At 60.7% G+C, this 13,986-nt stretch carries 8 protein-coding genes; 3 read left to right on the top strand and 5 right to left on the bottom strand.

Annotation, left to right across the window (positions count from 1 at the left end; genetic code table 11):
• Nucleotides 1-57: 57 nt before the first annotated feature.
• A complete protein-coding gene (locus C9990_RS17805; RefSeq protein WP_106804145.1) occupies nt 58-1,071 on the bottom strand; it encodes a LacI family DNA-binding transcriptional regulator in 1,014 nt (337 codons plus the stop codon).
• Between the two features lie 304 nt (nt 1,072-1,375).
• Between C9990_RS17805 and C9990_RS17800 the strand changes: the two genes are divergently transcribed.
• The 3 genes from C9990_RS17800 to C9990_RS17790 all read left to right on the top strand — a co-directional run bounded on the left by C9990_RS17800 (nt 1,376) and on the right by C9990_RS17790 (nt 7,981).
• On the top strand, nt 1,376-3,286 hold the full coding sequence (locus C9990_RS17800; protein ID WP_106804144.1) for a hypothetical protein: 1,911 nt from the start codon (nt 1,376-1,378) through the stop codon (nt 3,284-3,286).
• Nucleotides 3,287-3,495: 209 nt separating this feature from the next.
• Entirely contained in the window at nt 3,496-5,493 is a 1,998-nt protein-coding gene (locus C9990_RS17795) for a hypothetical protein (protein WP_106804143.1), read from the top strand.
• 214 nt (nt 5,494-5,707) lie between these two features.
• Complete coding sequence (locus tag C9990_RS17790; protein WP_106804142.1) at nt 5,708-7,981, top strand: autotransporter outer membrane beta-barrel domain-containing protein; 2,274 nt, start codon at nt 5,708-5,710, stop codon at nt 7,979-7,981.
• A 52-nt stretch (nt 7,982-8,033) separates the two neighbouring features.
• Here C9990_RS17790 and C9990_RS17785 read toward each other — a convergent pair whose 3' ends face one another.
• The 4 genes from C9990_RS17785 to C9990_RS17765 all read right to left on the bottom strand — a co-directional run bounded on the left by C9990_RS17785 (nt 8,034) and on the right by C9990_RS17765 (nt 13,978).
• A complete protein-coding gene (locus C9990_RS17785) occupies nt 8,034-8,633 on the bottom strand; it encodes a LysE family translocator (RefSeq protein ID WP_106804141.1) in 600 nt (199 codons plus the stop codon).
• Between the two features lie 54 nt (nt 8,634-8,687).
• Complete coding sequence (locus tag C9990_RS17780) at nt 8,688-9,527, bottom strand: AraC family transcriptional regulator (protein WP_065906553.1); 840 nt, start codon at nt 9,525-9,527, stop codon at nt 8,688-8,690.
• Between the two features lie 71 nt (nt 9,528-9,598).
• The gene (locus C9990_RS17775; RefSeq protein WP_065906555.1) at nt 9,599-10,240 is read right to left on the bottom strand and encodes a DUF1345 domain-containing protein; all 642 of its coding nucleotides are present in this window, start codon (nt 10,238-10,240) and stop codon (nt 9,599-9,601) included.
• 648 nt (nt 10,241-10,888) lie between these two features.
• On the bottom strand, nt 10,889-13,978 hold the full coding sequence (locus C9990_RS17765) for an efflux RND transporter permease subunit (RefSeq protein WP_065906556.1): 3,090 nt from the start codon (nt 13,976-13,978) through the stop codon (nt 10,889-10,891).
• Between the last annotated feature and the right edge of the window lie 8 nt (nt 13,979-13,986).

The raw sequence follows: 13,986 nt of genomic DNA, 5'->3' as shown, positions 1-13,986 counted from the left end.
GAAACCGGTTTCATTTTTATACGAAAATCAACGCTGCAGGAGGCGGCAAGCCGGCTCCTACGTGGGGGTTGTGGAGCCTCGGACAATCAGTTGGGGCAAGAAATCCAGGGTGCGAGTCGGCTCGGTATCACCGCGCAGGCGCTTGAGCAGACAGTCGAAGGCGCTGGCGCCAATCGCCTCGGTCGGTTGGGCGAGGGCGGTGATGCCGGTGCCTACCAGCGGGTACCAGTCCAGGTCATCGAAGGCGATCAAGCCGACGTCGGCAAACAGCTCGCAGCCCAATGCCTTGAGGGCGCGGGTGCAGGCCAGTGCGGCGATGCCGTTGGCGCAGAACAAAGCCTTGCGGCCGGGTTTGGCGAGAAAGCGCTGCAGGCGCTGTTGCAACTGGTCATCCAGTTCCACGATGGCGCCGGTCAATGCCGGACGCCGGGCGATTTCGGCCTTGAAGCTGTCCAGGCGTTCCAGGCGTGAACTGGTGCCATCGGTGGCTTCGCTCACCAGCAACACATCGCGGTAACCCTGCTGTTCCAGGTGCTCCACCGCCATGCGCACCGCCGCCGGGTTATCCAGGCCGACCAGGTCGCTGTGCAGCGGCTCGAGCTTGCGGTCCACCAGCACCAGGGGCATTTCGCGTTGCAGTTCCAGCAGTTGGTCGAGGTGATGGCCGAGCGTATTGACGATCAGCCCTTCGATGTTGTAGGCGCGCAGTGCTGCCAGGTGCTGGCGCTCCTGGGCGTCATCGCGGTCGGTGTTACACACCACCAGGCTGTAGCCGTGCTGGCGGCAGGCGGTTTCGACACCGTGCATCACGGCAACGGAGTAGGGGTTGCGGATATCGGCCACCAGCATGCCGATCAGGCGCGTGCGGCCACGCTTCAAGCCACGCGCCATCTGGTTGGGGCGGTAGCCGAGTTCGTCGATGGCTTGTTCGATGCGCAGGGCGATGGCATCGGAGAGCAAGGCGCGGTCATCGCCGATAAAACGCGACACGCTGGCCTTGGACACACCCGCGCGCTCGGCCACGTCAAGCATGGTCACACGGCTGCGCTGGGCGGCGGAAAATGAATTCACGACGGTTGCACCTTTTTATTCGAGTCAAGGGCTCCAGTGACCGTGGTGCTGGCCCTGAAACCGGTTTCAGGAAACACCATCGACGACCATTCCGTCAAGGGCGGGTGACGATAGTCCTGGTCTTCATCCCGAACCAATCCGACGAATGGCGAGTAGTACCTGTTACTTCTGACAGTATCGGAGGTGTGCGTTTGAGCGCTTAATTCTCTCCAGGATAATTGCGAGGGAAGAGAAAATGCCCAGCTCACACAAACCAGCCGCCCAACCGGGTGTACGGTCTACCAAGGAGGGAGAGGCTCGCGTATTGCCGACTTTCGACGAGGTGGTAGGGGTCGATCCTGCGGACCCGGAAGGGCTGATTCCTCTGCCGGTATCGCTGCAACCGCTGCAGTGCCGTATTCCCCAGTGGGTGCCAGGTCCCTCAGTGGGCAGAACCCATGTCCTCACGTTGTGGTGGCGGGTGCGCGGCGTGGAAGTCGAAGCTGACTCGCAGTCGTTTACCGGGCCGCTGGATCCGGCGCTTTTTCCGTACTCCTTATATGTCCCTGTCGACTTCATGCGGGAACTCGATGCGGTGGTAGAGGCGTTTTATACGGTGACGGATGAAGGCGGCTTCGCCACGCCATCGTTTCCCTGGACGCTGACGGTGGATAACAACCCGCCAAGGTTTCAGGATCCGGACGACAAGGCGCGGTTTGTCGACCCTGCCATAGAGGCGTCCGGCATCACCGAAGCCGTGTTGGCCGCCAACCCGTTCATCGAAGTCGAGATACTGGCCTACATTGGCCGCGCGGCTCGTGATCTGGTCGGTTATTACCTGAGCAATAACACACCGCCGTTTCCGCCCATCCAGACGGGCAGGCAGGAATTTCCATTGATCACCGATCCGCTGATTCTGCGGATTCCTGCCGAGCATTTTCGCGGCCTCAGTAACGGGATCGCCTATTTGCAATACCGCTTATACGATCGCGCCGGAAATTTTACGTTGGCGTTCAGTGCTCCGATGGATTTCCAGGTGAACCTGATTGCTGATCCGAGCAGCTTGCCTGCGCCTGATATTCGTCCTCCTGCCTATCTGGACTTCCTGATCAAGCGTGATGATGCGCGAGCGCGGGTCGCGGCGCGGATTCCCCGTGAATACGATGATTTTGCAGCGGGCGACCGTGTCGTGATGTTCTGTGACGGTCGCCCTGTGCTGCCGGCAATACCTATCACCGGCTTCCCATTTCCGGTCGAGATACCCTGGGATATCTTGCGCGGGTCCGGCCCTCTGGCGCGTACCGAGGTGCAAGTCAGGTACGAGATTCAACGTGCGGGGCGCCCACCCGTGCCTTCGCCGTCGAGTTTTTTCTGGGTCGACCTGACTATCGCCGGACAGGATCACGCCAATGCGCCCGCGCTGCTCAATACCACGCTGGAGCGGGTGGATGTGTACGGCAAAGGCTCTGGATTACACAATGAACTCGATTTTCGTGATGCGACGGCTGGCGCTGAGGTATGGGTACGCCTCTACCAGAACCCGGTGGCGGGAGAGCGGCTGGAGCTGTATTGGAACGGCGTGGGGCCGGTGGCCCACTATGAAGTGCAGCCGGGAGATATGTTCGACCAGCCGGTACCGTTCACGGATGTGCCCGGTAACGTGATTGTCAGCGGTGGTAATTTACCGGACTTGCCGGTGTATTACACCACCAGTAACGGGGTGAACGAACAGCATTCAGACTCGACGCCCGTCAATGTTCATGCGGCGCCGCTGATTCAGTTTGATGCCCCATTGATACAACATACCCTGCACGGTCCTGTCAACTATCTTACTTGCGAATCGCGCCCGGCTATTTGCCATGGCGTGTATTGGTTCATACGCGATGACAGTCGATTTCAAACGGGGGATGAAATTCAATTTTTTTGGCAAGGTTATACAAAGAATAACGGCGAAGAGCCGATTGCAGATACTGACTTCAGCGTAACGGTTAATTATGTCGCCAACGGGCAAGCGGTCAGGGTGTGGCCGTGGGACACGAAGATTGAACCGATGCGTAGATTTGCATCGGCGATCGCCAGGTTTTTCGTGCTTCGGCGGGGTGTTGTGATAGGCCAGTCCGCCCAGAAGCTGGTGCGTATTGATCGCGTGTATCCCGGTTCAGGAAAGATTTGTCAGCCAGGCGATGAGGGTTTTTGTGATTCACTGGACGATGAATGCCCGAACAGTCAGGGATGATTGCAGGGAAGTTAGAACCCACTGATTTGTTTGAGTGAGCCTGTCTCCATCATTCAGCCGTGGATACACTTCGGTTGCGGAATCGCTTGAACTTTTTTTGTCGGTGAGTAGCGGTAGGGATAATAAGAAAGTTGCACATGCTGTGTGGATCTATGGGCGTCGTCGCGCGCTCGACAGAGTAATCTTTTATACCAAAGAGAGTGACTCACATGAAAAAGATAGTTCCCAAGTCCAAACAAACAGGTGTGGAGTCCACCCCGGTTCCCATTGTACTGCCTGCCCCGACTATTACCGGGTTGGTTGATCCGATCGAATACCCGGGCCTGATTTTCAGAGAAGCGGCCGATAAAAACTTTCTTGAAGTGGATATTCCGCTGTGGTCTCCCGCGCCTACCAATCCGTTAAGGCCCGATAGCCTGGATGTCCATCTTGATGATATCGGTGATTTCCAAACCGGGCGCATCATCAGTGAACCGGTATTTTTCCCACCGCCCATTCCGGACTTCTATACGGTCAATATTGCGCGGCGATTCCTCACTGAAGGTGATCACACGCTCAGCTACAGAGTCATCCAGGGCTCCGGGAATGACTCAGGCTCGTTTGAGGCGCCGCTGGTCATCGACCGAACCGCTCCCTACGACAGCATTCCCGACGGGCCTCGCCGTTTGACGCTACCGCCTGGATGGGCGGGCAGCGTCACTCAGGCGCTGCTGGACGCAAACCCCACCGGCGTACCCTTCGGGATTCCAGCGTATGTCGCGGAGGGGGCCCAGCCCGGTGACAGATGGCGCCTGTACAACGGCGACTCACTGGAGGTTCTTGCGGAGGGTCCGGTGTTCCCCGACAGCGTGGTGCGCTTCACCCAGGCCCTGGCCGATATGGGGGATGGCCCTCGTAGGTTGAGGTACCGCTTGGTCGATGTCGCCGGCAATATCAGCGACGCTTCGTTCGAACTGCCTATCACGGTGGGGTTGCGACCTGCGCCAGTACTCAGCCCGCCGGGTGTAAGGGATGCGCTTTCCTTGACGGGCGTGGGTGACCGCCTGATTAACCGTATCGATACCGCCGCCTCTTCCGGCATGTTTGTGATTATTCCCAATTACGACGCTGATCGTGCGAACGATCAACTGCTGGTGCGCCTGACCACCACGCATGGTTCCCGGGACGTAGGCCCCTACCCACTGGGTGGGTCTGCACTGCCGTACAACTTCCATGTGGGCTTTCAGACGCTGGTCGACTTGTACGCTACGAGTACCGGCAGGATCAACTTGAGGGTGGAATATGCGGTGGATCGAGGGGGGGTGATGCATTGGGTCCCCACGCCTACCAATATCGACCTCGACCTGCAGGTGGGGGGGCCGATCAACCCTTGGGAGCCTGAGCTGATCAACCCCAACCTGCCACTGCCAATCCTGACGGGGCGTGGCTCAGGGTTGACCAACGAATTGGATGAACGCGACTCACAGATGAATGCCGATGTCGTCGTACGCCTGTGGAGTGGTGCTCCGCCGCCGTCTGCAATGCGCTTCTGGATCAATCTGTTCTACCAAAACGAACTGGTCGATAGAAAAGAGGTGGACCCCGCGACCGCCATGCCCGGTGATGAGATCGACATGGAAGTGCCATTTCCGTTCATCCAGAAGCATTCCAACAATGTGATTCCACTGCGCTGGGAAATCGAGATCAGTGGGACCACCAACCGGGTTTCATCACCGTCCCAGGACATCAACGTCAATGCCAACGTGATTGCGTTCCCTCCACCCCGGGTCCCTAAGGCCTTGGAAGAGATCCCAGGTAGTGCGCCTGCAGAAATCGTGTGCAGCACGTTGCAAGGACCGGATCGCGAGGTGCATGTATTTGTGCCACCTCATGAACTGTTGGCGGTCGGCATGATTATCACGCTGAATTGGACGGGCTGCAGTGACAATGATGGCGCAGTCCCTATTCCTGCGGCGAGCGGGCCGTTTCTGTTCGGGCCATTGAACTTCGAGCAGACCCAGTTGGGCTTCACTGTCCCCGTCAGGCCTTACGAGACCTACGTGAAACCCATCAGTGCGGCAGCGCTGGATATGGGGTCGGTCAATATCACCTACACCGTACCCATCATTGGTACCCCATCTCCTGTTCTTTCCGCCGAAGCCATCCTGTTGGTGAGAGGGATTCGCCCAGGTCCGGTCTACTGTGACGGTTCACCTTGGCCGAGTTGAGAGCGGGCCTATGTCGTACTAAAAAGAGGAGCCTGGCTCCTCTTTTTTTTTGACCATTCAGGCGTCGGGCAACTCAGCTATTAATCGCAGATAAGTCCTACATACCCATTCCCCCTTCCTCACTAACCTGCGCCCCGTCATGACCTGGGCCTATCTCGCTTGGTGCCGGTCAATTCGTTCCCTTTCGGGAAGGTTCTTTACGGGTATACATGCAATGACTATCGATGCACGGTTCAAAAAACATCCTTTGGCCCTGGCGCTCCAGGTGCCTGCTGTCGGCCTCCTGTTGCTGGGCGCCACCTTCACCCATGCCACCACCACATTGCACCCAGGCTTGGAACGCACTATCGAGGCCGGTGTACGGGTGGACGACTGGATCATCAGCGAGAATGCCCACTTGACGTCCAACGGTGCCCAGATGCTTCAGTCGCGAGTGACTGCCGGTGCACTGACCCTGAACGCAGGTAGCAAGGCGCAGGACATTTACGCGACCCAGGGTTCGCAAATCAACCTCGACGGCGCATCGGTAGAAGCCCGCGGTACCGCCGCCTTTGCCATCAACCTGCAAGGCAGCAACGCCCAGATCAGGGGCAGCCAGGTCATCAATCACAACGGTGTCGGCCTCTTGGCTGCACGTAACTTCCTCACTGATGAGGGTTCGACAGCCACTGTTTTCGACAGCACTATCCTGGGCTCGACTGAAGGTGCGCGGGCCACCTCATTCAGCCAACTCGACTTCTTTGGCTCGGATGTCATTGCAACCGATGAGGATGGCATCGGCGTATTGTTGCTGGGCGGGGCCGCCAGTGCGGTCGCCAGCGTCATTACCGGTGGCGAGAATGGTGTACGCCTGAGTTATGAAAGTGCGGACATGAACAGCAGCAGCCTGGTATTGAACCGCTCGCATGTCGAAGGTCGCAACGGTGCCGCGCTATTGGTGGAAGGCGATGAATACGGCACGACCGAGGCGGATATCCACGTGCTCAACGGCTCGACCTTGAGCGGCGGCAACGGCAATATCCTGGAAGTCACCGGCGGCGCCAGCGCCAACATGAACGTCGACCGCAGCGTCCTGGTGGGTGACATCGTGGTCGAAGAGGGCGGCAGCGCGAAAGTGCAGCTCAACAATGGCTCCTGGCTGACCGGCCAGTTGAAGAACGTCGCCGAGTTGAGCGTCAACGATGCCTCCAATTGGGTATTGGTAGGCGACAGCAATGTCGACGCCTTGAAGATGGGCGGCGGCGCCGTGCACTTTGGTGGGCCGGATGAGTTCTACCAGTTGGACGTCAAGAGCCTGGAAGGCAACGGCACGTTCATCATGCACACCGACTTTGCCACCCACCAGACCGACTTCCTCAACGTGGAAGGCAAGGCCGAGGGGAACCACCGCCTGTTGTTGGACGCCACCGGTTCGGAACTGGCCAGCGGCAAGCCGATCAAGGTGGTGCATACCGAAGGCGGCGACGCACACTTTTCCCTGGTGGGCGACACCGTGGACATCGGCGCCTATGCCTATGGTCTGCAAAAGGACGGCAACGACTGGGAGCTCGACCCGACGCGTCGCGGTACCAGCACCAGCGCCCACTCGGTACTGGCGTTGTTCAACAGTGCGCCGACCGTGTTGTACGGCGAATCGTCCATCCTGCGCACCCGCATGGGTGAATTGCGCTTCAGCGATGGCAAGGACAATGGCCTGTGGATGCGCAGCTACGGCAACAAATATGAGGTGGCCGCCAATAAAAACGGTGCCGGTTATGCGCAAACCCAGAAGGGCTTCACGATTGGCGCCGACGCGCCGTTGTCCAGCGGTGATGGTCAGTGGCTGGCCGGTGTCATGGCCGGTCACAGCAGCTCGGACCTGAACCTCACCCGTGGCAGTAAAGGTGAGGTCAAGAGCTACTACCTGGGTGCCTACGCCACGTGGCTGGACGATGAGAGCGGTCTGTATTTCGACGGTGTCGCCAAGCTCAACCGCTTGCACAACGACGTGAACGTGATCATGAGCGACGGCAAGAAAGCCAAGGGCAACTACGCGCAAAATGCCGTGGGGGCCTCGGCGGAATTGGGTCGCCATATCAAACTGGATAACGACTTCTTCATCGAACCCTACGGCCAGTTGTCGGCAACCATCACCCAGGCGCAGAGCTATGAGCTGTCCAACGGCCTGCAAGCCAAAGGTGATCGCTCCAGCTCCGTGGTCGGCAAGGTGGGCGTGACCACCGGCAAGAACATCCAGCTGGACAGCGGCGGTGTGTTGCAGCCGTACCTGCGCACCGCGCTCGCCCATGAGTTCGACCAGAGCAACAAGGTGTTCGTCAACGATCAGAGCTTCAACAATGATCTGTCGGGCTCGCGGATCGAGCTGGCGGCAGGCCTGGCCATGTCGGTTTCCAAGAACGTCAAGCTGCATGCGGATATTGAAACCAGCAAAGGCAAGAAGATCGACCAGCCTTGGGGCGTCAACTTCGGTGTGCGCTACGATTTCTAAGGCGCACACACACTTGAACAGGGGAAGCTAGGGCTTCCCCTTTTTTGTGCCTTCAGATCAGTACGCCCAGCCAGGTCGAACCCAGCAGGAGCAAGGCCATGCACTGGTTGAAACGGCGCATGGCCTGCGCCGAGCGCAAGACCCGGCTGGAGCCTGCGCCCAGCATCGCCCAGGCGCCGAGACAGGGCAGTGAAATCAGGAAAAACACCAGCGACAGGATCAATACCTGGTGCTGGCGGTCTGCGCCAGTGCCGGCGAACACACTGACCACCGCCAATGCCATCATCCAGGTCTTGGGGTTGATCAATTGCAGGCTGGCGGCGCCCGTCAAGCCCAGGCGTGTTTGCGCCGATTGTGGGTCGATCGCGGTTGTCGGTGTGCGGAAAATCTGCCAGGCCAGGTAACTCAGCCACGCCACTCCAGCCCACTGCATCGCGCTTTGTACCCTGGGCAGTTGCACCAGCGACTGGCCCACGCCGGCCCCCACCAGCAGCACAATCCCCGCCGCGCCGGCGCACGCTCCGAGGATGATCGGCAAGGCGGCCTTGAAGCCATACCGCGCGCTGTTGCTTAGCACCAGGATATTGGTGGGGCCGGGGGTGATGGAGGCGACGAAGGCGAACAGCATGAACGGCAGCAACGTGGGCAACATGGCGGGTGACTCCGGTAAACCAATCGATGGAGTCGATCTTCGCCAGCGCGCACGTTACCTGTCTGGAAGATTTGAGCAGCGCTTGCGGTACGCGGCGGGCGTCAGGCCGTAGGCGCGTACGAACCAGCGACCGAGGTGGCTCTGGTCGGCAAAGCCCAGGGCGATTGCCACATCGGCCGGTTGCTCGCCCTTGGCCAGCCAGTGCCGGGCGCGCGCCAGGCGCAGTTGCACCAGATAGGCATGCGGCGGCAGGCCGAAGGCGCTCTTGAACGCGCGGGTCAGGCGGAAGCGGTCGACGCCGCAGGCCAGCGCCAGTTCATCCATGCCGACGTCGTGATGCAGGTGGGCGTGCAGGTATTCCCGCGCCTTGTGGGCCACCCGCGGCAGGCGTGGATCCTCGCGGTAACGGCTGCGCCAGTGCAGTTGGGCCGTGAGGCGCTCGAGCAACTGGTCCATGGCCCGTTGCCGCACAATGCGCAACTCGCCACTGTGCAGGGTCTGGAACGCCTGGCTGGTGGCAATGGCCAGGCGCGGGTCGCTGGTCAAGGTGTGGGCGAACCCCAGCTGGCTGTCGAGCGGCGCCTCTTCGAACACCGCACTCACTTCCCGCGCCAGCCACTGCGGGTCGAGGTAGAGCATGTGGTAGGTAAAGCCGTCCGGCGTGGGCGCATCGCCGTCATGCAACTCGCCGGGCTCGACCAGGAACACCTGGCCGGGCACGCTGTTGTGACGGGTGCGACGGCAGTTGAATTGCTGCACGCCTTGTTCGGTCACGCCGACCAGGTAGCTGTCGTGCCAATGGGGGTCGTAGGCATGCCCCTCGAAATGCGCGCGCAGGGTCTCGATGCCGGTGTCGGCGTCCTGGGACAGGTCGATCCAATTGCGTGCGGCCATAAGACACCGGAACGGAATGTGTAAGGGTATTAGCGCCCAGCGGCTCCAGGGCGTCTAGAAGGTTTGTGCAGCTAGCCGAACAGTCCGGCGGCGATGTTGATCGAGAAACCCAGGATCGCGGTGTTGAACAGGAATCCGATCAACGACTGGCCCAGCACCACCTTGCGCATGCCCCGGGTGGCAACGCCGACGTCGGAGGTTTGCACCGCCACGCCGATGGTGAAGGAAAAATACAGGAAGTCCCAATAGTTGGGGGTCAGCAAGCCTTCGGCAAAACGCAGCGCCGGCTCCTTGCCCTCCCAGGTGTAATAGAGGCGGGCGTAATGCACGCTGAAAATCACCCCGATCAGCAGCCACGAACCGATCACCGTCAGCCCGGTAAAGCCGTAGTGCAGCAGGCGCTCGGACGTGGCCAGGTCCTTGCTGCCGACCAGCTCGAACGTGATGGTGGCCAAACTCGCGATGGCCGCGATGCACACCATGAACAGCACCAGCCCGGCATTTTCATCCTCGATCTCGGCGATGCGTTTCACATCCTGGGCCTTGGCGCGGATGGTCAGCCACAGCATCAGCACCAGGTAGGTCCAGACCCCGGCGTTCCAGCCGATGAGGATTTTGCTCACGAGAGTATCCGCCGGCGCCAGGATGCCCACGGCAAGGCCGAGCACGGCGGCGGAAGAGAGGCGAGGGTGGGTACGGGCTAGAAAGGGCATGGCAGCTCACACATGGCTATTTGTGAGCACCTTAGCGCATTCTGAAGCGGCTGGCCCAATGGTGAGCTTATGGGGAGCGAGGGGGTATGGGGGGAGCATGGGTTCATGGGGTGAAGATGGCTCCATGGGGTGAGCATGGCTTCATGGAGTAAAGATGGCTCCATGGGTTGAGCATGGGTTCATAAGGTGAAGATGGCTCCAGGGGGTGGACTGGCTTCATATGGTGAGCTGGTGTCATGGGGTGAACATGGCTTCATGGGGTGAACTGGGGGTCATGGGGTGAGCATGGCTCCATGGGGTAAAGATGGCTTCATGTGGTGAACGGGTGTCATGTGGTGAGCATGGCTTCATGTGTTAAAGATGGCTTAATGTGGTGAGCAGGCTTCATGTGGCGAGCGGGCTTGCCCCGCGTTGGGCTGCGAAGCAGCCCCAATAGTCTCACCGCGGTTTTCCAGATATTCCGGGGTGGATGGTTTTGGGGCGGCTTCGCAGCCCAACGCGGGGCAAGCCCGCTCACCACAACAAGCCTGCTCACCACAACAAGCTCATTAGCCATGACAAGTCCACTGGCCACAACAAGCTCACTGGCCACAACAAGCCAACCAGCCACAAAAATCTCAGCATTCCTCACAAGAACCACCGCCCGCATCAGCCCTTCTTGCGCACCAGCTTCATCACCACCACAAAAAACACCGGCACAAACACCACCGCCAACGTCGCGGTAATCATCCCGCCGATCACCCCGGTACCAATCGCCTGCTGGCTCGCCGAGCTGGCACCGGTGGCAATCGCCAGCGGCACTACGCCGAGGATGAACGCCAGCGAGGTCATGATGATCGGTCGCAACCTCAGCCGCGCGGCCTTGAGGGTCGCATCGATCAGGTCTTCGCCCTGGTCATACAGGTCCTTGGCAAATTCGATGATCAGGATCGCGTTCTTCGCCGACAGCCCGATGATGGTGATCAAGCCGACCTTGAAGAACACATCGTTGGGCATGCCACGCAAGGTCACGGCCAGCACCGCGCCGAGGACGCCCAACGGCACTACCAGCAGCACGGAGGTCGGGATCGACCAGCTTTCATACAGCGCCGCCAGGCACAGGAACACGATCAGCAGCGACAACCCCAACAGCAAGGGTGCCTGCGAGCCGGACAAGCGTTCCTGCAACGACAACCCGGTCCATTCCTGGCCAAGGCCCGCGGGCAACTGGCTGACCAGGCGCTGGATTTCTTCCATCGCTTCGCCGGTGCTGTGGCCCGGCGCGGCTTCACCACTGATGGCAATCGCCGGATAACCGTTGTAGCGGGTCAGCTGCGCCGGGCCCTGGGTCCACTTGGCTTCGACAAACGCCGACAGCGGCACCATCTTTCCAGCGTTGTTGCGCACGTGGATCTTCATCAAGTCGGCGACCTGGCTGCGCTGGTCACCTTCGGCCTGCACCACCACCCGCTGCATGCGGCCCTGGTTGGGGAAGTCGTTGACATACGCCGAGCCGATGGCCGAGGACAGCACGTTGCCGACATCGGCAAACGACACGCCCAGCGCATTGGCCTGCTTGCGGTCGACTTCCAACTGCACCTGCGGCGCCTCGGCCAGGGCGCTTTCGCGCACGTTGGCGAGGATCGGGCTTTTTTCCGCGGCCGCCAGCAGTTCGGTGCGGGCCTGCATCAATGCGGCGTGGCCGACGCCCCCACGGTCCTGCAGACGGAATTCGAACCCGCTGGAGGTGCCCAGCCCATCCACCGGCGGCGGCAGGATCGCATACGCGATCGCATCCTTGAGCTCGCTGAACGTCGCGTTGGCGCGGTCGGCAATCGAGGCTGCGGAGTCATCGCTGCCACGCTGCGACCAGTCCTTGAGCGTGGTGAACGCCAGCGCCGCATTCTGCCCCGAGCCGGAGAAGCTGAAGCCCATGATCATGGTGGTATCGCCCACCCCCGGCTCGCTGGCGTTGTGCGCTTCAATCTGCTCGGCGACCTGCACCGTGCGGTTCTTGCTCGCACCCGGCGGCAGCTGGATATCGGTAATGGTGTAGCCCTGGTCTTCGACCGGCAGGAACGAGGAGGGCAGGCGGCTGAACATCAGCCCCAGGCCCACCAGCAACACCAGGTAGACCAGCAGGTAGCGGCCGCTGCGCTTGAGCGCATAGGCCACCCAGCCTTCGTAGCGATCGGTGAGTTGCTCGAAACGTTTATTGAACCAGCCGAAGAAACCACCCTTGGCATGGTGTTCGCCCTTGGCGATCGGCTTGAGCAGGGTGGCGCACAGCGCCGGGGTCAAGGTCAGGGCCAGGAACGCCGAGAACAGGATCGAGGTGGCCATCGACAGCGAGAACTGCTGGTAGATCACCCCCACCGAACCGGCCATGAACGCCATCGGCAGGAACACCGCCACCAGCACCAGGGTAATCCCGACGATAGCGCCCGTGATCTGGCCCATGGCTTTCTTCGTCGCCTCCTTGGGCGACAGGCCCTCGGTGACCATGATCCGCTCGACGTTCTCCACCACCACAATGGCGTCATCCACCAGGATACCGATGGCCAGCACCATGCCGAACATGGTCAGCACGTTGATCGAGAACCCCAGCAGCAGCATGGTCGCGAAGGTGCCCATCAGCGCGATCGGCACCACCAGCGTCGGGATCAGCGTATAGCGCACGTTCTGCAGGAACAGGAACATCACCGCAAACACCAGCGCCATGGCTTCGAGCAGGGTGTAGACCACCTTGGTGATCGAGACCTTGACGAACGGCGAGGTGTCGTACGGAATCTTGTATTCGACATTGGCCGGGAAGTAGCGCGACAGCTCGTCCATCTTCGCCCGCACCAGGGTCGCCGTGTTCAACGCGTTGGCGCCCGGCGCCAGTTGCACGCTGACGGCGGTGGACGGCTTGCCGTTCAGGCGCGTGGAAAACTGGTACTCCTGGCTGCCGATTTCCACCCGCGCCACATCGCCGATGCGCACGGTGGAGCCGTCCGGGTTGGCCTTGAGCACGATGTCGGCGAATTCCGCCGGCGTCGACAGCTGGCCCTTGACCAGGATCGCGGCGGTGATTTCCTGGGTCCTGGTGCCCGGCAAGTCGCCGATGCTGCCAGCGGAAACCTGGGCGTTCTGCGCGCTGATCGCGGCATTCACGTCCGCCGGGGTCAGGTTGAAGCCGATCAGCTTCTGCGGGTCGATCCAGATGCGCATGGCGCGCTCGGCGCCATACAACTGCGCCTTGCCGACCCCGTCGAGGCGCTTGAGCTCGTTCATTACGTTGCGCGCCAGGTAATCGCTGAGCGCTACGTCATCGAGCTTGCCGTCGCTGGAGGTGAGGGTCACCAGCAGCAGGAAACCGGCGGACACTTTCTCCACCTGCAAGCCCTGCTGCGTCACCGCTTGCGGCAGGCGCGGCTCGACTGCCTTGAGACGGTTTTGCACATCCACCTGGGCCATTTCCGGATCGGTGCCCGGCTGGAACGTCGCGGTGATGGTGGCCGAACCGAGGCTGCTCTGGGATTCGAAATACAACAGGTGGTCGGCGCCATTGAGCTCCTGCTCGATCAGGCTGACCACGCTTTCGTCCAGGGTCTGGGCCGAGGCGCCGGGATACACCGCGTAGATCTCGACTTTGGGCGGCGCGACATTGGGGTACTGCGCCACCGGCAACTGCGGGATCGCCAGCAAGCCGGCGAGCAGGATAAACAGGGCGACCACCCAGGCGAAGATCGGGCGATCAATAAAGAACTGCGGCATTCTCAATA

This window comes from Pseudomonas sp. S5D5 (assembly GCF_003013355.1).
Classification (GTDB): domain Bacteria; phylum Pseudomonadota; class Gammaproteobacteria; order Pseudomonadales; family Pseudomonadaceae; genus Aquipseudomonas; species Aquipseudomonas aylmerensis.
The sequence above is the reverse complement of the archived record's forward strand: the minus strand, read 5'-3'. Positions and strand labels throughout refer to the sequence as shown.

What these genes read in the sequence shown, in the direction of transcription:
- C9990_RS17780 (WP_065906553.1), bottom strand. Translation starts at nt 9,527, where the DNA reads ATGGCCGCACGCAATTGGATCGACCTGTCCCAGGACGCCGACACCGGC.
- C9990_RS17795 (WP_106804143.1), top strand. Translation starts at nt 3,496, where the DNA reads ATGAAAAAGATAGTTCCCAAGTCCAAACAAACAGGTGTGGAGTCCACC.
- C9990_RS17790 (WP_106804142.1), top strand. Translation starts at nt 5,708, where the DNA reads ATGACTATCGATGCACGGTTCAAAAAACATCCTTTGGCCCTGGCGCTC.
- C9990_RS17765 (WP_065906556.1), bottom strand. Translation starts at nt 13,978, where the DNA reads ATGCCGCAGTTCTTTATTGATCGCCCGATCTTCGCCTGGGTGGTCGCC.
- C9990_RS17785 (WP_106804141.1), bottom strand. Translation starts at nt 8,633, where the DNA reads ATGTTGCCCACGTTGCTGCCGTTCATGCTGTTCGCCTTCGTCGCCTCC.
- C9990_RS17775 (WP_065906555.1), bottom strand. Translation starts at nt 10,240, where the DNA reads ATGCCCTTTCTAGCCCGTACCCACCCTCGCCTCTCTTCCGCCGCCGTG.